The organism is Bradyrhizobium sp. (assembly GCF_019242285.1).
Lineage (GTDB): Bacteria > Pseudomonadota > Alphaproteobacteria > Rhizobiales > Xanthobacteraceae > Bradyrhizobium.
Window position 1 is genome coordinate 1 of the sequence record NZ_JAFAVV010000538.1, and the last position, 18,459, is coordinate 18,459.

Genomic DNA, 18,459 nt, shown 5'->3' on the forward strand with positions numbered 1-18,459 from the left:
GCCGCTGGCGCTCGACGTTCTCTCCGACATCCTGGCCAATCCGTCGTTCGTGCCCGACGAGCTCGAACGGGAAAAGAGCGTGATCGCACAGGAGATCGGCGCCGCGCAGGACACGCCCGACGACGTCGTGTTCGAGCATCTCAACGAGCTCTGCTATCCCGACCAGCCGATGGGCCGTTCGCTGCTCGGCACCGCGAAGACGCTGAAGCGCTTCGACCGCGACATGCTGCGCGGCTATCTCTCGACCCATTATCGCGGTCCCGACATGGTGGTGGCCGCCGCCGGCGCAGTCGATCACGCGCAGGTAGTCGCCGAGGTCACCGGACGCTTCGCGAGCTTCGACGGCGCGCCGGCGCCGAAGCCGGCGGCCGCGATGTTCGGCAAGGGCGGCTCGCGCGTGGTGCATCGCGAGCTCGAGCAGGCGCATCTGACGCTGGCGCTGGAAGGCGTGCCGCAGAACGACCTGTCGCTGTTCTCGCTGCAGGCCTTCACCAACGCGCTCGGCGGCGGCATGTCCTCGCGGCTGTTCCAGGAGGTGCGGGAGAAGCGCGGCCTGTGCTACTCGATCTACACCTTCCACGCGCCCTATACCGACACCGGCTTTTTCGGCCTCTATACCGGCACCGATCCCGCCGACGCGCCGGAAATGATGGAGGTGGTGGTCGACATCATCAATGATGCGGTCGAGAGCCTGACCGAGGCCGAGGTCGCACGCGCCAAGGCGCAGATGAAGGCGGGGCTCTTGATGGCGCTGGAGAGCTGCTCGTCACGCGCCGAGCAGCTCGCCCGCCATGTTTTGGCCTACGGCCGGCCGCAGACTACCGAAGAGCTGGTCAGGCGGATCGATGCCGTCAGCGTGGAGACGACACGCGACGCCGCGCGTGCGCTGCTCTCGCGGAGCAGGCCTGCGGTCGTCGCCCTCGGCAGCGGCAGGGGTCTGGACACGGCGGTCGCTTTCGCGGAAGGATTGACCCGGTCAAAGGCAAGGTCCTTGCTGCACTGAGGCAGCCGACTGCAGGCGGAGGCCGGTCAGGCAGGTTAGAGGGTTCGGGGAGCATCACACATGGCCCTGTTTCGTTTGCCGTCCTCTGGACCGACCGCGCTTGCGCCGCGCGGCAACGGGCTGCTGCTGCGCGCCCCGCAGATGTCCGACTTCCTGCAATGGGCCCATCTGCGCGAGTTCAGCCGCGAATATCTGACGCCCTGGGAGCCAATCTGGCCGTCCGACGATCTGACACGCGGCGGCTTCCGCCGGCGGCTGCGCCGCTATGCCGAGGACATTGCCGCGGATCGCTCCTATCCCTTCATCATCTTCCGCGAGCAGGACGGCGCCATGATCGGCGGCATCACGCTTGCCAATGTCCGGCGCGGCATCGTGCAGGCCGGCACCATCGGCTATTGGGTCGGGCAGCCCTATGCCCATCGCGGCTACATGACTGCGGCGCTGCGTGTGCTGCTGCCGACGCTGTTCGGGGAGCTCAATCTGCACCGGGTGGAGGCCGCCTGCATCCCCTCCAACGCGCCCTCGATCCGCGTGCTCGAGAAATGCGGCTTCAGCCGCGAAGGCCTCGCGCGGCGCTATCTCTGCATCAATGGCGTCTGGCAGGACCATCTGCTGTTCGGCCTCCTGAGCGAAGATTTCCGGGGCTAGGATGAAAACCGGTGCCTTGGGTTTGCCGCGAAGCGGCGTTTATAACTCGGTCCAGAGGAGGGGCGGCTGGACGGCATCCAGGGTATTTTCATGGGCGGAAGACGCATTTTCAAATCCATGATGACGGCCGGCGTTGCGCTGGTGGTTCTGGCCGGCCTCGCTTCACCGGCCGCATCGCAATCGCTCTCCGATCGCTTCAAGAGCCTGTTCGGCGGCAAATCGGATGAGCCGGCGCCTGCGGCGCCGCAAGCGCCGCAGCAGGGCCTGTCCGCGACCCAGATCGAAGACGGCTGCCCGTCGGTCGCCGTCCGCGCCGGGGCCTCGACCTTCGCGGTCGCCGCGCCCGGCAAGCAGGCCACGGGCAACGACGTTCGCTACCAGGCGACGCTGGGGCGGACCGCGCGCGACTGTCGCAAGGACGGCGACCAGATCGTGGCCCGGATCGGCATCCAGGGCCGGATCATCGTCGGTCCGGCGGGGGCGCCGCCCTCGATCGAGGTGCCGCTGCGCGTGGCGGTGGTGCAGGGCGGCGTCGGCGAGAAAGTGATCGCCACCAAGGCCTACCGCACCACGGTCGAGGTGGGCGAGGGGGACAGCGTGCCCTTCAGCCTGGTCGCCGACGACCTCGTCTATCCGATTCCGCCCGGCGGCGACATGTCGAGCTATATCTTCTACATCGGCTTCGACCCGCAGGCGCTGGCACCCGAGAAGAAGGCGCCGCGGAAGAAGAAATGAAAAAATGAAATGAGTGCGAGCTGCAAAGCAAAAGGCCGGCGCGAAACCTTCGCGCCGGCCTTTTCGATCTCTTGAGGCTGGGCTTTGTCAGTTCAGCTTCCGCCGGACCTCGGCGACGCCCCTGTCCAGCAGGTCGTCCGCGACCTTGCCCTTCACCTGCTTCATCAGCACGGCGGAGGCGGCCTGGACCGCGGCCTCGGCGGCTGCGGCGCGCACGTCGGCCACGGCCTGGGCCTCGGCCAGCGCGATCTTGCTCTCGGCGGACTTGGTCCGCCGCGCGACGAAGTCTTCCATCTTGACCTTGGCCTCGGCCGCGACGCGCTCGGCTTCCGCTCTGGCGCTGGCGACGATCTCGGCAGCCTCATGCTCGGCGCTGGCGCGGCGGGCCTGGTACTGTGCGAGCACCTTGGCCGCCTCCTCCTTCAGCCGCATCGCATCGTCCAGCTCGGCCTTGATGCGCTCGCTGCGGTGGTCGAGCGCCTTCAGCACGGTGCGATGGACGCCGACATACGCGAAGATGCCCATCAGGATGACGAAGGCGATGGCAACCCAGGTTTCCGGATCCTCGAACATCACGCTATCCCTTCAGCGACGCGTCGACGGCCGCCTCGACCGTCTTGGCGGTGGGCTTGACGCCGGTGAGGCTCTGCACGATGGCCGTCGCCGTCTCCGCCGCAATGCCGCGCACGTTGCTCATCGCGCTGGTGCGGGTCGCGGCGATGGTCTTCTCGGCATCCGCAAGCTTGCGCGCGAGCTGCTCCTCGAGCGTCTTGCGATCGGCCTCGGCGGCCGCGTTCAGCTTCTCGCGGGTTTCGCTGCCGATCGCCTGCGCCCGGGCCCGCGCGGTGGCGAGCTCGGTCTCGTAGGCTTTCAGCGCCGCGTCGGACTGGTCCTTCAGCTCCTGCGCCTCTTCCAGATCGCCGTCGATCCTGGCCTGGCGCGCATCGATGACCGCGCCGACGCGCGGCAGCGCGATGCGCGAGACGATGATGTAGAGCGCGACGAAGGCAATCACCAGCGACACGAGCTGCGAGCCGAAGGTCGACGGATCGAACGGGGGAAATCCCCCGGGCGAGCCGTCGGCCTCGGTGTGGGCCGTGCCGCTTTCGTTGCCGCCATGACTCTCAGCCATGGAGTTCTCCTGTTGCGGTCATATTCGCGCCGCCCGCGGGCGGCGCGAAGTGGCATGAGCCCGTCAGAGCTTCACGAACAGCAGCAGCAGCGCGATCAGCAGCGAGAAGATGCCGAGCGCTTCGGTCACGGCGAAGCCGAAGATCAGGTTGCCGAACTGGCCCTGGGCAGCGGAGGGATTGCGCACGGCGGCGGCGAGGTAGTTGCCGAAGATGACGCCCACGCCAACGCCCGCACCGCCCATGCCGATGCACGCGATGCCTGCGCCGATGAGTTTTGCTGCTGCCGGATCCATTTTTTGCTCCTTGAGAAGAAAAGTCTGAGTGAGGGTGGAAATTCCCCCGACCGTTCAATGGCCAGGATGAATGGCGTCGTTGAGATAGATGCAGGTCAGGATCGCGAACACATAGGCCTGCAGGAATGCGACCAGCAGTTCGAGGGCGTAGAGCGCGACCGTGAGCGCCAGCGGCGCGACGCCGCCGATCCAGCCGATCGCGCCGAGCGAGACGCCGAGCATCGCCACGAAGCCCGCGAACACCTTCAGCGCGATGTGGCCGGCCAGCATGTTGGCGAACAGACGCACGCTGTGCGAGATCGGCCGCAGGAAGAACGAGAAGATCTCGATGAAGACGACCAGCGGCAGGATGTAGATCGGAATGCCCGAGGGTACGAAAATCTTGAAGAACTTCAGGCCGTTCTTGTAGAGACCGTAGATCAGCACGGTGAAGAAGACGAGCAGCGCCAGCGCTGCGGTGACGATGATGTGGCTCGAGACCGTGAAAGCATAGGGGATGACGCCGATCAGGTTCGAGACGCAGATGAACATGAACAGCGAGAAGATCAGCGGGAAGAATTTCATCCCCTCCGCGCCCGCGTTGCTGCGGATGGTGGAGGCCACGAATTCGTAGGTGATCTCGGCGATCGACTGGAAGCGCCCAGGCACCAGCTGGCGCCCTGCCGATCCGCCGATCATCAGGAGCGAGATCACGGCCACGGCGACGAACATGTAGGCCGAGGAGTTGGTGAAGTAGATCGGCTGGCTGCCGATCTGACCGATCTTGAAGAGAGGTTCGATGTTGAACTGTTCAATCGGTTCGATGTTCATCCGCGCGGCTCTTGGTCCACCGGCTCGGAGCCGGCAATCGAAATTCCTGATGTCGTGACTTCCGCCGGTCTAGCGATTGGGAGGAACGACGCCGGCGGACCTCACCAGATTCACCAGCCCGGCGACGAAGCCGAGCAGGAAGAACACGATGAGACCGAACGGCGAGGTCGACAGCAAATGGTCGATTCCCCAGCCTCTCGCCGCCCCGACGACAACGCCCGCGACCAGCTCCGAGGAAAGGCGGAAACCGCGCGCCATCGCCGAAGCCCTGGCAGCACTGTCTTCGCTTTGCCCCTGAGGTTGGTCGGTCCCGATTGGCCGGTTGCCGCGAACTTGGGACAACCGCCGATCCAGACTTCCGAGCCTTGCGGAAAGCGCAGCCTCGTCGGGCGATTGATCGCGGCGCCCATTTTCCGCATCGTTCGTGCCGTCCGCCATCCGTGGAGACCCGCGCAATGCCGTTGAAAATGGGAGTTTACGCCCCGTTCGCCCTCAAAAGCCGCGCGGACCATACTGACCGAGTTCTGCCAAGTCAAGATTGCGTGTGAATCCCGCATGTATTTGATCTCAATTGATTATTTCAATCGTGTGAGGTGCGGCGAAAGCCCGTCATCGCAGCGCAGCAGGCGGGCTTGGGGTCGGATCGAGGTTTGCCTAACCTCGGCGAGAATGGACCGAACGATGCCTGGGTCCGTTGAAAACGAGCCGCCAGCCCATAGCTTGAATGGGACCCTCAGCCGTCGGCCGATTTGCGAGACAGCCATGCATCCTGCGACAATGCGCTCGAACCTTTCGCTCGTGTTTGCGGCCATGGCTTGCTGCCTGGTGGGGGCCGGGGCCGCGGCCGCGGCCGAAGCGGCGCCCGACACCCGGAACGGTCGCTACGCCTTGCAGCCTTCCGGCGACGGCATGGTCCGGCTCGACACCCACACTGGCGAGGTTTCGACCTGCAGCAATTCCGCCGCCGGCTGGGCCTGCTACGCGGTGCCGGACGAGCGCAAGGCGATGGATACCGAGATCGGCCGGCTGCAGGCCGAGAACGAGCGACTGAAGGCGCAACTGGCCGCCCGCGACATGGGCAAGGGCGATCTGGGCAAGGGTGATCTGGGCAAGGGCGAGGCTCTCCCGAAGACCGCCGACAGCGACCGGAAACTCACCATTCCCTTGCCGAGCGATCAGGACATCGACCGTGCGATGGCGCTCATCGAGCAGACGTGGCGGCGGTTGGTCGACATGGCGAGCCGCGTGCAGAAGGACGTCGCCGGCAAAATCTGAAAATCCAGTCGCCGCCGCTTGAGCGATCGTTGAAGAAAAGAAGCGTTGAAATTGATCCATGGCATTACCCAAGATTCTCTCCCGCTCTTCCCCGTCGGCCGTCAGTGCCTCCACCATCGTAACCTCGCGCATGACCGTGCAGACCGAGCGCGCGGGCTTCAGCGATCTCACCGATGACGTCGCGAAGTTCGTGACCGACGCCGGTGCGGAGGAGGGCGTCCTGACCCTGTTCGTCCGGCATACGTCGGCCTCGTTGACCATCCAGGAGAATGCCGATCCGGCCGTACTTGCCGATCTCGCCGCCGCGCTGGCGCAGCTCGCGCCGGAGAATGCCGGATGGCGCCACGACGCCGAAGGGCCGGACGACATGCCTGCCCATGTCAAGACCATGCTGACGTCGACGTCGCTGCAGATTCCGGTGCTCGACGGCGAGATCGTGCTCGGCACCTGGCAGGCGATCTACCTGATCGAGCATCGCGCCCGGCCGCACCGGCGCGAGATCGTGCTGCAGTTCATGGGCAGTGCGGCCTGAAAATCAAACGGCCGCGGATCGCTCCGCGGCCGTTTCAAATGTTCGCGTCGGGTCGCGCGACGCGAGCCGCGCGAGAGTCAGGTCCTGGTGATGTCGACGTCCTTGGTCTCAGGCAGGAACAGGAAGCCGATCACGAGGCTCATGGCGGCGATGGCGATCGGATACCAGAGGCCCGAATAGATGTTGCCCGTCGCCGCGGCGATCGCGAACACGGTCGCCGGCAGGAAGCCGCCGAACCAGCCGTTGCCGATATGATAGGGCAGCGACATGCCGCTGTAGCGGATGCGGCTCGGGAACAGCTCGACCAGCCATGCTGCGATCGGCGCGTAGACCAGCGTCACGTAGATCACGAGAATCCACAGCAGGACCGTCGTCATGACATAGTTGATCTCGTTCGGATCGGCCGAGGCTGGATAGCCGTGGGTCTTGATCGCGGCCGGCAGCGCCTTCGCGAAGTCCGGACTGTCGGTCGACAGCGTCTGCTCGCCGACCTTGACTTGGGCCTTGGTGCCGGCCGGAGCTTCCTGGTTGGTGTAGTTGACCGACAGGTTGACGAGCGCCGATTTGGCCACGTCGCAGCTCGTGGTGAACTTCTCGGCGCCGGTCGCCTTGAACTGGAACGAGCACTCGCTCGGATCGGCGATCACGGTCACCGGCGCCGATGCCAACGCCGTTTCCAGCTTGGGATTGGCGAAATGGGTGATGCCCTTGAAGATCGGGAAGTAGGTCAGGGCGGCAAGCAGGAAGCCCGCCAGAATGATGGGCTTGCGGCCGATCCGGTCCGACAGCCAGCCGAACAGGATGAAGCCGGGCGTGCCGAGCGCAAGCGCGACCACGATCATTATCTGTGCCGTAACGCCGGGGACCTTGATCGTCTGGGTGAGGAAGAACAGCGCATAGAACTGCCCGCCATACCAGACGACGGCTTCGCCCGCGGTCGCGCCCAACAGCGCCAGGATGGCGATCTTGGCGTTCGACCATTCCGCGAAGGCTTCCGTCAGCGGACGCTTGGAGGTCTTTCCCTCCTCCTTCATCCGCTGGAACACCGGCGATTCGTTCAGGCTCAGCCGGATCCAGACCGAGACGGCGAGCAGGATGCCGGACAGCAGGAACGGAATGCGCCAGCCCCAATCGCCGAAGACGTCTTCGCCTTGCGCGGTGCGGATGCCGAGGATCAGCAGCAGGGCCAGGAACAGGCCGAGCGTCGCGGTGGTTTGAATCCATGAGGTGTAGTAACCGCGCTGGTTCGCCGGCGCATGCTCGGCGACGTAGGTTGCTGCGCCCCCATACTCGCCGCCGAGCGCGAGACCCTGGATCAGGCGAAGCGCGATCAGAACGATCGGAGCGGCGATCCCCCAGCTGGCGTAGCCCGGCAGCAGGCCGATGAAGAAGGTGCCGACGCCCATCAGGGTCATCGTGATCAGGAACGTATATTTGCGCCCGACCAGATCGCCGAGGCGGCCGAAGATCAGCGCGCCGAACGGCCGAACGGCAAATCCTGCGGCGAAGGCGAGCAGCGTGAAGATGAAGGCGACGTTGGGCGGAACCGTCGAAAAGAAGTATTTCGCGAGGAACGGGCCGAGCGTGCCGTAGATGTAGAAATCGTACCATTCGAACACGGTGCCAAGCGAAGAGGCGAAGATGACCTTGCGCTCCTCGCCCGTCATACCCCCGGTGCGGATGCCGCCGCCGGCTGTCGCTGCTATCGTCATCGTCGTTCGCTCCCCGTCATTGACGTTGATGTTCTCCCCGTACGGCCGGCATCGCGGAAAGTCCCGGGGGCTTCATGCCAAAGTAACATTGCGGTGAAAGACGTCCCAATAAGACTTTCGGCCCTCGCCACAACTTCGTGCGCAAGCTGCATGCCCACTCTATTGCATCGCACAACGAGCGGGTTAACCGCATTGATCCGTATCAAATCTGCGAGCTTGCATGCACCCTCTTGTCGGAGGAGGATCGCTCCCGAAATAAACTGGCAGGCGATCACCATCATTGGCACCACTGGCTCTCTCCGCAACCATTCGCAAGAAGCAAGCAACGTTCGCAAGAAGCAAAATGACTGCCGCCAACACCCGCCTCGTCATTGCCGATGACCATCCGCTGTTCCGCAACGCGCTGCGGCAGGCGGTCGAAAGCGTGTTGGCTGTGGCGATCATCGACGAGGCAGGATCGTTCGAGGACCTGACTGCCCTGCTGGAACGGGACTCCGACATCGATCTGATCCTGCTCGACCTGACGATGCCCGGCATTTCCGGCTTTTCCGGCCTGATCTATCTGCGCGCGCAGTATCCGGCGATCCCGGTCGTGATCGTTTCCGCCAGCGACGACGGTCCGACCATTCGCCGTTCGCTCGATTTCGGCGCCTCCGGCTTCATCCCGAAGCGGTTTGGCGTCGAGACGCTGCGGGATGCAATCAGGAAGGTGATGGACGGCGACGTCTGGGTGCCGCAGGACACCGACCTGTCGTCGGATTCCGATCCGGACATGACGCGGCTGCGCGACCGGCTGGTGACGCTGACGCCGCAGCAGGTGCGGGTGCTGATGATGCTGTCGGAAGGGCTGCTCAACAAGCAGATCGCCTATGAGCTCGGCGTGTCGGAGGTGACCATCAAGGCGCACGTCTCGGCGATCCTGCAGAAGCTCGGCGTCGAGAGCCGCACGCAGGCCGTGATCGCGGCGGCCAAGATCGCGGGCTCGCAATGGCGGCAGGCGCCTCCTTCGGGTCCATAGTCGGCAGCAGGCAGAACCGATCCGGCGGGCCGCGCAACCTTGGGCCGGCCGTCTTCCTGGCGACCCGTCCGGTCGGCCTCCGGGCCGCGCCGTGTGGTCGCAATCACTTTGAGACGCGCGCAGGTGCGGCGCCGGCGCGGACTCATTCCGCCGCCACCATCTGCTGGATGCGCCATTGCCCAAGCAGCGCGCGCAGGGACGCCGGCTTGAGCGGCTTGCTCAGCACGGTGACGTTCTCCTCCCGCGCGGCGGCGCGCACGTGCGGGCTGCGGTCCGCCGTGATCAGGATCGCCGGCAGGCTGTCGCCGAAGCGGCGGCGGATGTCGCGGATCGCAGCGATGCCGTTGCCGCGGTCGAGATGATAGTCGACGAGCAGGCCGGTGATCGGGCCGTCCGCGGCCTCGATCGCCTCCATCGCGGTGTCCGGATCGGCCACCGCGATGGCCTGCGCGTCCCACGCTGTCAGCAGCGTCTTCATGCCGTCGAGGATCGCCGGATCGTTCTCGATGCAGACGATCCTGGCGCCGGAGATCGGCGTGCGCGACAGCGGCGTCGAGGTCGTGACGGCTGCGGTGTAGTTCACGGCCTTGGCAACCGGCACCATCACCGAAAAGACCGAGCCGCCGCTCGCATTGGAGCCGAGCGAGATGCCGTGCTTGAGGACGCGGGCGAGGCGCTCGACGATGGAAAGCCCGAGCCCCAGCCCGCGTGCGATCCGGGCGCCCTGCTCGAGACGGTGAAACTCCTTGAAGATCTCGCTGCGCTTGACGACGGGAATGCCGACGCCGGTGTCATAGACGCTGATCCGCAGCGACTGGCCGTGGCGACGGCAGCCCACCAGCACGCGCCCGCGCGGGGTGTATTTGATGGCGTTGGAGATGAAGTTCTGCAACAGCCGCCGCAGCAGCAGCCGGTCCGATTGCACCGGCAGCGAGCAGGGCACGAAGTTCAGTTGCAGGCCCTTGGCGCGCGCCACGGGCGTGAACTCGATTTCCAGCGAGCGCATCAGATCGGCCATCTTGAAGCTCGAGATCGACGGCGCCATGGCGCCGGCGTCGAGCCGCGAGATGTCGAGCAGCGCGCCGAGGATTTCCTCGATCGCCTCCAGCGAGTCGTCGATATTCTCGACCAGCCGCGAATCCTCGCCGCCGTTCTGGCGCTCGACCAGGCTCGTCACGTAGAGCCGCGCGGCGTTGAGCGGCTGCAGGATGTCGTGGCTCGCGGCGGCGAGAAACCGCGTCTTCGAGATGCTGGCCTCCTCCGCCGTGCTCTTGGCCAGCGCCAGCTCCGAATTGAGCCGGGTGAGCTCCTCGGTGCGGTCGCGCACGCGCTTCTCCAGCGTCGCATTGACGCGCTCCAGCGCCTCGGCGGCCTCGAACGAGGCGGTGACGTCGGTGAAGGTGATGACGAGGCCGCCGTCCGGCATCCGGTTGCTGCGCACCTCGACCACCATGTGGCGGTCGGGCAGGCGCTCGAGATAAGGCTCGCCTTCGGCGGTGTAGGCGGCAAGCCGCCGCTCGATCAGCGCCTGCTGGTCCTCGGAGCCCGGTGGGCCGATCTCGCCCATCACCTCGAGGATCTCGTGCAGGGGAATCCCGATCTGCACCAGATGCAGCGGCAGCCCGAGGATTTCGCCGAACTGCCGGTTGGAGCACATCAGGTGCAGATCGGCGTCGAACACCGCGATGCCCTGCCGTACGTGATTGAGCGCAGTCTGCAGGATCTCGCGGCTGAAATGCAGCGCGGCGTGGGAATCATCGAGCAGCTTGAGCGCGGCCTTGGCGGAGACGGTGCGCTTGCGCAGCAGGAGCGACATCACGAGCCGCGAGGACGCAGCGCCGATCGAGGAGGCGATCAGATGCTCGGCGTGCTGCAACAGCTCGATATCCGCCGGCGCCGTCGGATCGAGTCTGGCGTGATGACTTGCCGCGAACGCCTCGAACGAGTGGCGGGCGCGGTCGGGCCCGAGATATTGCGCCACCGTGTTCTGAATGTCCTGTACGGTGATCGTCGAGCGCCAGCGGCGGAAGGTCGGCGCAATCGGCGCGAGGTCGCCACGCACGAACAGGTCGGCCTGCAGCCGTTCGATCGCCGAGGGCCGGCGCGCCAGCGACAGCGCGACATAGGTCAAGAGATTGAGCGCGAGGCTCCAGAGCACCCCGTGCAGCAGCGGCGGCAGGTCGGCGCCGAGCAGCGCCTGCGGCCGCAGCGCCTCGATGCCGAACGGTCCGTGCCTCAATATCAGGATACCCGCGGTGCTGCTGTCGAGAAAGCTCGGCAGGAACAGCGTGTAGCCCCAGACGGCGAAGCCGACCAGCATGCCGCCGATCGCGCCGCGCGCGGTTGCCCGGCGCCAGATCAGGCCGCCGAAGAAGGCCGGTGCGAGCTGGGCGATCGCGGCGAACGACAGCAGCCCGATCGCCACGAGCTGGGTGTTGCCGAGTGCGCGGTAGTAAAAATAGGCCATCAGCATGATGACGAAGATCGCCACCCGCCGCGCCTTCAGCAGGAAGTCGCCGAAATCCTTCTGCCGCAGTGGGGCCTGCGAGCCGCGCTGCAGCACCAGCGGTACCACGAGGTCGTTCGACACCATGATCGAAAGCGCGACGCATTCCACGATCACCATGGCGGTCGCCGCCGACAGGCCGCCGATGAAGACAGCGATCGAGAGCAGCGGCGCGTTACCCTCGATCGGCAGCGCCAGCACGAACATGTCGCTGTCGACGGCGCCGAACGGGAAGGTGATGAGGCCGGCGAGCGCGATCGGGATCACGAACAGGTTGATCGCCACCAGGTAGGACGGGAATAGCCAGCGGGCGCGGCTGACCTCGGCATCCGAGGCGTTCTCCACCACGCTGACGTGGAACTGGCGCGGCAGCAGCATGATCGCGCAGAACGACAGCAGCACCATGGTGAGGAAATTGCCGATCGATGGCACATAGTCGATGGCGCGCACGGCCTCCGGGCTCTTCATCGCGCGCTCGGCGAGCTCCGTCGGCGTGAACATCCAGAACGTGACGAAGGCACCGGCGGCGATGAAGGCGACGAGCTTGACGATGGATTCGGTCGCGACCGCCAGCATCAGGCCGTTCTGGTGCTCGGTGGCGTCGGTCTGGCGCGTGCCGAACAGCACGGCGAAGGCGGCCATCGCCAACGTCACCATCAGCGCGATGTCGCCGAGGACCGGGATCTTGGAGAAGGCCTGGTCCTCGCTCAGGATGGTCTGGAGCGAGGAGGCGCCGGCTTTGAGCTGCAGCGCGATGTAGGGAACCGATCCGATCATCGCGATCAGCGCCACGGTGGCGGCGACCGCCTGGCTCTTGCCGTAGCGTGCGCCGATGAAGTCGGCGATCGAGGTGATGTTGTGGGCCTTCGCGAGCTGGATCACGCGACGCAACAGCGGCGTGCACAGGCCGATCATCACGATCGGGCCGATATAGATGGCGAGGAAGTCGACGCTGGTGGTGGTGGCAAAGCCGACCGAGCCGAAGAAGGTCCAGGACGTGCAGTAGATCGCGAGCGACAGCGGATAGATCAGCGCGCTGGCGCGGCCGCGCTGCTCCGGCGACAGGCGGTCGCCATAGCTCGCCACCAGGAACAACAGCCCGATATAGCCGAAGGCGGCTCCGACCACGCCCCAATCGTGCAGCATCGCTGCTTGACCTCCTGTGCCTGCCCCCTATCTCGTTGAAAGATAACGCGTCGAAACGGCTCAGGCGACAGCGAATTCCGCGCTTGGCCGCGGAATTCGGATCGTCGTTAAGCGCTGAGGCTGCGGCGCGGAACTATTCCGCCGCCAACGACCGCTGCTTCAGCGGCAGGCCGAGCCGCTCCCAGACCTGCAGCAGGGCTTCGGCCAGACGGTCGACCAGGCCGTCATCGTGATAGGGCGAGGGCGTGATGCGCAGCCGCTCGGTGCCCTTCGCGACGGTCGGATAGTTGATCGGCTGGATGTAGATGCCGTGCTCCTCCAGCAGCAGGTCGGAGGCGCGCTTGCAGGCTTCGGGGTTGCCGACGAACAGCGGCACGATGTGGGTCTCGTTCGACATCACCGGCAGACCGGCGGCGCCCAGGATCGCCTTGACCCGCGCGGCGCGCTCCTGATGCCGCTCGCGCTCCCAGCTCGACGTCTTCAGGTGTCGGATCGCCGCGGTGGCCGCCGAGCAGATCGGCGGCGGCAGCGCCGTCGTGAAGATGAAGCCCGGCGCGTAGGAGCGTACCGCATCGATGATACTGGCCTTCGCCGCGATATAGCCGCCCAGGCAGCCGAACGCCTTGCCGAGGGTGCCTTCCAGCACGTCGATCCGGTGCATGACCCCGTCGCGCTCGGCGACGCCGCCGCCGCGCGCGCCGTACATGCCGACCGCGTGGACCCCGTCGACATAGGTCATCGCGCCATGGCGCTCGGCGAGGTCGCAGATCTTTGCCAGCGGTCCGACGTCGCCGTCCATCGAATAGAGGCTCTCGCAGGCGATCAGCTTCGGCCGCTCGGGGCCCGCGGTGCGCAGCAGCTCCTCGAGATGGGCGACGTCGTTGTGGCGGAAGATCTTGCGTTCGCAGCCGGACTGGCGAATGCCTTCGATCATCGAATTATGATTGAGCTCGTCCGACAGAATCAGGCAGTTCGGAATCAGCCTGGCGATGGTCGCGATGCCGGTCTGATTCGAGACATAGCCGGAAGTGAACAGCAGAGCGGCTTCCTTGCCGTGCAGATCGGCGAGCTCGGCCTCGAGCTGGACCAGCGGATGATGGGTGCCGGCGATATTGCGGGTGCCGCCGGCGCCGGTGCCCATCCGCGTCGCCGTTTCGATCATGGCGCCGATCACCTTGGGATGCTGGCCCATGCCGAGATAGTCGTTGGAGCACCAGATCACGACGTTGCGCGGTCCCTTCGGCGTATGCCACGTGGCGTGCGGAAAGCGCCCGGCCATGCGCTCGAGGTCGGCGAACACGCGGTAGCGTCGCTCGTCGTGGAGGCGATCGAGGGCGGTGGTGAAGAATTGGTTATAATCCATCGCAGAGCCTGGGCAGGAAACGGGAGCCGACGCGGTTCCACACTTTTCCCTTCTTAGAGCGTTTCCATCTTTGCTGTCGAGCCGGAATCCCACACATGACTGCCGGCCAGCGCCCGGAGCATCGCCGGAAATGCGAATGGCCGCTTGATGCGGATCAAACTGGCCTTTTTGCCGCGTGCGAGGGCGCGGGCCGCGTCCGGCTCACGTTGTCTTGAACCGCAGCACCCCGTCGGTCGTCTCCGAGGTCAGGCGGCCCTCGACCAGCATGTAGTTGACATGGGCGATCAATTCGCCGCAGGCGAATCCCATCTGGTGCGCGTCCAGCACGTGCTTGTGGAACACCACGGGCACCAGCTCCTTGGAGGTCTGCGGGACGTCCCGGCAGGCATCGGCGATCAGGCGGCAGCGCTCCTCGTGATGGTCGGCGAGCTGCTTGATGCGGGTCTTCAGGCCGTAGAACGGCACGCCATGGCCGGGCAGCACCAGCACGTCATAGGGCAGGGTGGTGGTGAGGCTCGCGAGCGAGGCGAGGTACTCGCCGAGCGAGTTCTGGTCGGGTTCGACCGCCCAGACGCTGACATTCGGCGAGATCTTGCTGAGCACCTGGTCGGCCGACAGGAACAGCTTGTCGGACGCACAATAGAGCATGACCTGGTCGAGCGCGTGGCCGCCGCCGGTGATCACCTTGAAGCGTCGCGTCCCGATCACGACCTCGTCGCCATGGGTCAGGCGATGATAGGACGGCGGCAGCACCGAGACCCGCTTCAGATAATCCTGGCCACGGCCGAGCAGCTTCTCGGTCAAATCCTCGTCCATGCCATGACGGCGGAAAAACAGGCGTTGGGCCTGGCGCCGCTCCTCCGTGCCGCGGTTCTGGTGATAGACCGATTGCAGGTACTCGACCTGCGACATATGCAGCGCGCAACCGAAACGTTCGACGATCCAGCCTGCGAGCCCGACATGATCGGGGTGCGAATGGGTGACGATCAGGCGCGTGATCTTCACGCCCTTGAGTGGACCGTCCAGCAGCGCGGTCCAGGCCTCGATCGACTCCTCATTTCCGAAGCCGGAATCGACCGCGGTCCAGCCGTCACCGTCGGCGAGCAGGTAGATGTTCACGTGATTGAGGCGGAACGGCAGCTTCAGCCGCAGCCACAGCACGCCCGGCGTGACCTCGACCACCTGGTCCGGTCCGGGGTGGTTGTCCCAGGGGTAGCGCAGCGCCTCGGCCGAGGATTGGATCTTGTCGGTCTTCGTGTGCATGATTTGGCTTAACCGCACTGTCGGCGCGGCGCCAGCCAAAAAATATCATGTCACAGCGTCATCAGGGGAGCGATCTCCGACATCGCCCCCGAAATCGGGCCGCCGGCGCCTGAGCCTGCGGCGGTATCGCGTCACGCCGCGCGGATGCTGTTCAGGAACGTGTCGATCTCGGCCTGCAGGCCATCGGCTTCCTGGCGCAGCGCCGCCGAGGCCTTGAGCACGTCGGCTGCCGCCGTGCCGGCTTCGGCGGACGCGGACTTGACGCCCACGATGTTGGTCGAGACCTCGCTGGTGCCGCCGGCGGCGTGCTGGATGTTCCGCGCGATCTCGCGGGTGGCGGTTCCCTGCTCCTCGACTGCGGCCGCAATCGTCGTGGTCACGTCGTTGATCTCGCCGATGGTCTCGCCAATCTTGCGGATGGCGGTGACCGCCGATGTCGTCACGTCCTGCATGCTGGCGATCTGGCCGCGGATTTCGTCGGTCGCCTTCGCCGTCTGGCTGGCGAGGCTCTTCACCTCGGAGGCGACCACGGCAAAGCCGCGCCCGGCCTCGCCCGCGCGCGCCGCCTCGATGGTGGCGTTGAGCGCGAGCAGGTTAGTCTGCGAGGCGATCACCTGGATCAGATCGACGACGACCGAGATGCGGCTGGCGTTGTCAGCCAGCCCCTGCATGGTGGCGTCGGTCGTGCCGGCCTCGTCGACGGCCTTCCTGGCGATCTGTGCCGAGGTCACGACCTGACGGCCGATCTCGGCGATCGAGGACGACAGCTCTTCGGTGCCGGCGGAGACCGTCTGCACATTGGACGAGGTCTGCTCGGCGGCGGCGGCGACCGCGCTGACCAGCGAGCTCGAGCGGCCGGCGGTGGCCGACATGCTCTGGGCGGTCGCCTGCATGGAATTGGCCGAGCGCTGCAGGTTGTCGAGGGCGCCGCGCACGGCCGCCTCGAAGCAGGCGATCTGGGCTTCCATCCGGGCGGTGCGCTCGGCCTTGGCCGCGCGATCCTTGTCCTGGTCCGAGGCGAGCGTTCGGGCGCGGATCATGCTCTCGCGGAACACCTCGAGCGCGCTCGCCATCGCGGCGATCTCGTCGTTCTGGCGGGACTGCTGGGCCTCGATCTCGAGGTCGCCCTCGGACAGCCGCAGCATCATGCGCTGCAGGTTGGCGATCCGGCGCAGGATGTTGGCGCCGACATAGCGCCAGACGAACAGCGCCGAGCCGATCAGCGTCGCCGCTCCGAGCGCGAGCATGGCCATGGTGGCGAAGGAGATCTCCTGGCGCGCCTGGAAGCTTGATTGGTCGGTCTCCTTCTGCACCGCGTCGACGAGCTGATGGACGCTGATGTCGAGGCCGACGTTCAGCTTGCGGGTCTCTTCCAGGACGGTCTGGCCATAGTCGTTGGAGTCGAGCTCCTTCTGGCGCAGCTTGAACATGCTGGCCTTGCCTTCGCCGAGCGCCAAGAGCTTCTGGCCGGCGTCCCTGAGCGAATCGATCACCCTGTTCTTGGGCAACTGATCGAGGTTGGTCTTGACCCGCGCCTGCGACGCCTTGAAATTCTTTTCGAGCTCTTCCAGCGCATCGCTGCCGCCGGCGGCAAGCGCGGTGGCGAGGTCGGAGGAGGCGAGATAGCCGCTGGCGATCACGTTGCCGAGCTGCACGACCGTTTGCGATGCCTCGACGGCGTCGGAGGCCGACACGTCGGAGGATGCGAGGACCGTATCGAGCTTGGATTGCGCCTGCATCATCGCCGGCGTCGTCGCCGCGAAGAACGCAACCTGCGCGCTGCGCAGCGCCGCATAGAGTCTGTCATGCTCGGCGGCGATGGTGATCCGCTCGCGGGAGGCGGACACCAGGCTCTCGGTAGCGTCGTCGATGTGCTTGATGGTCTCGCCGAGCGCCGAGATCACCGATTTGTCGGCGCCGAGCTCGATGATCTCGCCGAGCTTCTGCTCGGTGGCATGCTGGATCTCGCGCATCTTCCTGATGCGCTGCTCCAGCGCGTCCGGACTTTGCGCGACCAGCAGCGCCGGCCCCTGCGCGGCGAGGCTCGCGCTCTGCGCCGACAATTGCAGGCTGTCGGCGAGGCGGGGAATGTCGCGGCCGCTGAGATTGACCATCGTCTGGCCGAGATGCTCCAGCACCATGCCGGCGCCGATCGAGATCAGGATGGCCATGGCGGCGATGACCGCAAAGGCGGCGAACAGGCTGCCCCTGACCCCCCACCGCGGCCGCAGGAAGCCGAAGACTCTACCGATGCCCGTCACCATGATTCCCCCCAGGATGCCTGTAAAAATACGGAGGCAGTATTACGGCACCGGGTTAACAAAGTCGGGACAAACCCGGAGGTCGTGAGGGTTTTGTTCGCCGGAACGCAAAAGGGCCGGCGTTGGCCGGCCCTTTCCCTCTGATCTCGGGCGCCGATCAGTAGCGCGCGGCGAGCGGGCTGCCCCAGCCAAAGCGGTAGTTGATCCCGGCCTTCAGGACATGGTCGTCGGTGGTGAAGCTGCCGAACGGCACGAGACCGACGGGCGAGATGAAGCTGGCCTTGCCGAAATTGTAATACTGGTACTCGGCCAATGCCGACCAGTTCGGCGCGAACATGTATTCGACGCCGGCGCCGACGGTGTAGCCGTTGCGATGGTCGCCACTGGTCGCGAACGCGACCGGCACGCCGCCGAAGGCGACCGATTCGTTGTTGTCGGAATAGGCGTAGCCGCCCTTCGCATAGACGAGGCCCGGACCCCAGGTGTAGCCGATGCGGCCGGTCACCGAGCCGAGCCCGCGCTGGCTGTTGGTATAGGCGAAGCCGCCCGGGAAGGTGGCGCCGACATGGCCGCCCAGCCAGCTATACTGGCCCTGGATGCCGAGCAGCCAGCTGGGCGCGAACTGATAGTCCGCACCGGCCTGCACGCCGCCGAGGAAGCGGCCGTCGCTGCTGTTGCCGGTGGCGAGCCCGCTGAAATTGCTGTCACTGGAAAAGGCGCCGCCGATATGGCCGCCGACGTAGAAGCCGTTCCAGTTGTAG

Annotated in this window: 17 protein-coding genes; 6 read left to right on the forward strand and 11 right to left on the reverse strand. The window is 65.8% G+C overall.

Going from position 1 to position 18,459, the window contains the following annotated elements; genetic code table 11:
* The 3 genes from JOY90_RS21475 to JOY90_RS21485 all read left to right on the forward strand — a co-directional run.
* Positions 1-1,003: pitrilysin family protein (locus JOY90_RS21475; protein WP_291693115.1), on the forward strand; the 1,003-nt coding region annotated here is incomplete at its 5' end.
* A 60-nt stretch (positions 1,004-1,063) separates the two neighbouring features.
* Positions 1,064-1,651: a GNAT family protein gene (locus JOY90_RS21480; RefSeq protein ID WP_291693116.1), complete on the forward strand. Its 588-nt coding sequence runs from the start codon at positions 1,064-1,066 to the stop codon at positions 1,649-1,651.
* Between the two features lie 117 nt (positions 1,652-1,768).
* Positions 1,769-2,386, forward strand: a complete 618-nt coding sequence (locus JOY90_RS21485) for a hypothetical protein (protein ID WP_291693130.1) — start codon at positions 1,769-1,771, stop codon at positions 2,384-2,386.
* An 87-nt stretch (positions 2,387-2,473) separates the two neighbouring features.
* On the opposite strand, the gene JOY90_RS21490 is transcribed toward JOY90_RS21485, so the two are convergent.
* The 5 genes from JOY90_RS21490 to JOY90_RS21510 form a co-directional block, all read right to left on the reverse strand.
* The gene (locus JOY90_RS21490; protein ID WP_291693117.1) at positions 2,474-2,959 is read right to left on the reverse strand and encodes an ATP F0F1 synthase subunit B; all 486 of its coding nucleotides are present in this window, start codon (positions 2,957-2,959) and stop codon (positions 2,474-2,476) included.
* Between the two features lie 4 nt (positions 2,960-2,963).
* Positions 2,964-3,518, reverse strand: coding sequence for a F0F1 ATP synthase subunit B (locus JOY90_RS21495; protein ID WP_291693118.1), 555 nt, complete (start codon positions 3,516-3,518; stop codon positions 2,964-2,966).
* 63 nt (positions 3,519-3,581) lie between these two features.
* Complete coding sequence (locus tag JOY90_RS21500; RefSeq protein ID WP_291693119.1) at positions 3,582-3,812, reverse strand: F0F1 ATP synthase subunit C; 231 nt, start codon at positions 3,810-3,812, stop codon at positions 3,582-3,584.
* A 54-nt stretch (positions 3,813-3,866) separates the two neighbouring features.
* Entirely contained in the window at positions 3,867-4,622 is a 756-nt protein-coding gene (locus JOY90_RS21505) for a F0F1 ATP synthase subunit A (protein ID WP_291693120.1), read from the reverse strand.
* A gap of 69 nt (positions 4,623-4,691) precedes the next feature.
* Positions 4,692-5,060 carry an AtpZ/AtpI family protein gene (locus tag JOY90_RS21510; RefSeq protein WP_291693121.1) on the reverse strand — a complete coding sequence of 123 codons (369 nt, stop codon included), beginning with the start codon at positions 5,058-5,060 and terminating at the stop codon, positions 4,692-4,694.
* Positions 5,061-5,432: 372 nt separating this feature from the next.
* On the opposite strand from JOY90_RS21510, the gene JOY90_RS21515 reads away from it, so the two are divergent.
* Positions 5,433-5,897: a hypothetical protein gene (locus tag JOY90_RS21515; RefSeq protein ID WP_291693131.1), complete on the forward strand. Its 465-nt coding sequence runs from the start codon at positions 5,433-5,435 to the stop codon at positions 5,895-5,897.
* Between the two features lie 58 nt (positions 5,898-5,955).
* The gene (locus JOY90_RS21520; RefSeq protein WP_291693122.1) at positions 5,956-6,429 is read left to right on the forward strand and encodes a secondary thiamine-phosphate synthase enzyme YjbQ; all 474 of its coding nucleotides are present in this window, start codon (positions 5,956-5,958) and stop codon (positions 6,427-6,429) included.
* 77 nt (positions 6,430-6,506) lie between these two features.
* Here the strand turns inward: JOY90_RS21520 and JOY90_RS21525 are convergent, their stop codons facing one another.
* Entirely contained in the window at positions 6,507-8,141 is a 1,635-nt protein-coding gene (locus JOY90_RS21525) for an MFS transporter (protein WP_291693123.1), read from the reverse strand.
* A gap of 343 nt (positions 8,142-8,484) precedes the next feature.
* Here JOY90_RS21525 and JOY90_RS21530 point away from each other — a divergent pair, with 343 nt between their 5' ends.
* The gene (locus tag JOY90_RS21530) at positions 8,485-9,159 is read left to right on the forward strand and encodes a response regulator transcription factor (RefSeq protein ID WP_291693124.1); all 675 of its coding nucleotides are present in this window, start codon (positions 8,485-8,487) and stop codon (positions 9,157-9,159) included.
* 142 nt (positions 9,160-9,301) lie between these two features.
* On the opposite strand, the gene JOY90_RS21535 is transcribed toward JOY90_RS21530, so the two are convergent.
* From JOY90_RS21535 to JOY90_RS21555, 5 genes are all read right to left on the reverse strand, one after another.
* The gene (locus JOY90_RS21535) at positions 9,302-12,811 is read right to left on the reverse strand and encodes a PAS domain-containing hybrid sensor histidine kinase/response regulator (RefSeq protein ID WP_291693125.1); all 3,510 of its coding nucleotides are present in this window, start codon (positions 12,809-12,811) and stop codon (positions 9,302-9,304) included.
* A gap of 133 nt (positions 12,812-12,944) precedes the next feature.
* Positions 12,945-14,174 (reverse strand): 5-aminolevulinate synthase, encoded by a 1,230-nt coding sequence (gene hemA, locus JOY90_RS21540; protein ID WP_291693126.1) that lies wholly within the window; start codon positions 14,172-14,174, stop codon positions 12,945-12,947.
* Positions 14,175-14,375: 201 nt separating this feature from the next.
* Positions 14,376-15,437 carry an MBL fold metallo-hydrolase gene (locus JOY90_RS21545; RefSeq protein WP_291693127.1) on the reverse strand — a complete coding sequence of 354 codons (1,062 nt, stop codon included), beginning with the start codon at positions 15,435-15,437 and terminating at the stop codon, positions 14,376-14,378.
* A gap of 131 nt (positions 15,438-15,568) precedes the next feature.
* A complete protein-coding gene (locus JOY90_RS21550) occupies positions 15,569-17,701 on the reverse strand; it encodes a methyl-accepting chemotaxis protein (RefSeq protein ID WP_291693128.1) in 2,133 nt (710 codons plus the stop codon).
* Positions 17,702-17,855: 154 nt separating this feature from the next.
* Positions 17,856-18,459, reverse strand: a 604-nt coding sequence (locus JOY90_RS21555; RefSeq protein WP_291693129.1) for an outer membrane beta-barrel protein, incomplete at its 5' end; no start/stop codon positions are given.

Bases quoted from the DNA above. Each gene is read 5' to 3' on its own strand.
- JOY90_RS21480 (WP_291693116.1), top strand. From the start codon at position 1,064: ATGGCCCTGTTTCGTTTGCCGTCCTCTGGACCGACCGCGCTTGCGCCG.
- JOY90_RS21485 (WP_291693130.1), top strand. From the start codon at position 1,769: ATGATGACGGCCGGCGTTGCGCTGGTGGTTCTGGCCGGCCTCGCTTCA.
- JOY90_RS21490 (WP_291693117.1), bottom strand. From the start codon at position 2,959: ATGTTCGAGGATCCGGAAACCTGGGTTGCCATCGCCTTCGTCATCCTG.
- JOY90_RS21495 (WP_291693118.1), bottom strand. From the start codon at position 3,518: ATGGCTGAGAGTCATGGCGGCAACGAAAGCGGCACGGCCCACACCGAG.
- JOY90_RS21500 (WP_291693119.1), bottom strand. From the start codon at position 3,812: ATGGATCCGGCAGCAGCAAAACTCATCGGCGCAGGCATCGCGTGCATC.
- JOY90_RS21505 (WP_291693120.1), bottom strand. From the start codon at position 4,622: ATGAACATCGAACCGATTGAACAGTTCAACATCGAACCTCTCTTCAAG.
- JOY90_RS21510 (WP_291693121.1), bottom strand. From the start codon at position 5,060: ATGGCGGACGGCACGAACGATGCGGAAAATGGGCGCCGCGATCAATCG.
- JOY90_RS21515 (WP_291693131.1), top strand. From the start codon at position 5,433: ATGGCTTGCTGCCTGGTGGGGGCCGGGGCCGCGGCCGCGGCCGAAGCG.
- JOY90_RS21520 (WP_291693122.1), top strand. From the start codon at position 5,956: ATGGCATTACCCAAGATTCTCTCCCGCTCTTCCCCGTCGGCCGTCAGT.
- JOY90_RS21525 (WP_291693123.1), bottom strand. From the start codon at position 8,141: ATGACGATAGCAGCGACAGCCGGCGGCGGCATCCGCACCGGGGGTATG.
- JOY90_RS21530 (WP_291693124.1), top strand. From the start codon at position 8,485: ATGACTGCCGCCAACACCCGCCTCGTCATTGCCGATGACCATCCGCTG.
- JOY90_RS21535 (WP_291693125.1), bottom strand. From the start codon at position 12,811: ATGCTGCACGATTGGGGCGTGGTCGGAGCCGCCTTCGGCTATATCGGG.
- hemA (WP_291693126.1), bottom strand. From the start codon at position 14,174: ATGGATTATAACCAATTCTTCACCACCGCCCTCGATCGCCTCCACGAC.
- JOY90_RS21545 (WP_291693127.1), bottom strand. From the start codon at position 15,437: ATGCACACGAAGACCGACAAGATCCAATCCTCGGCCGAGGCGCTGCGC.
- JOY90_RS21550 (WP_291693128.1), bottom strand. From the start codon at position 17,701: ATGGTGACGGGCATCGGTAGAGTCTTCGGCTTCCTGCGGCCGCGGTGG.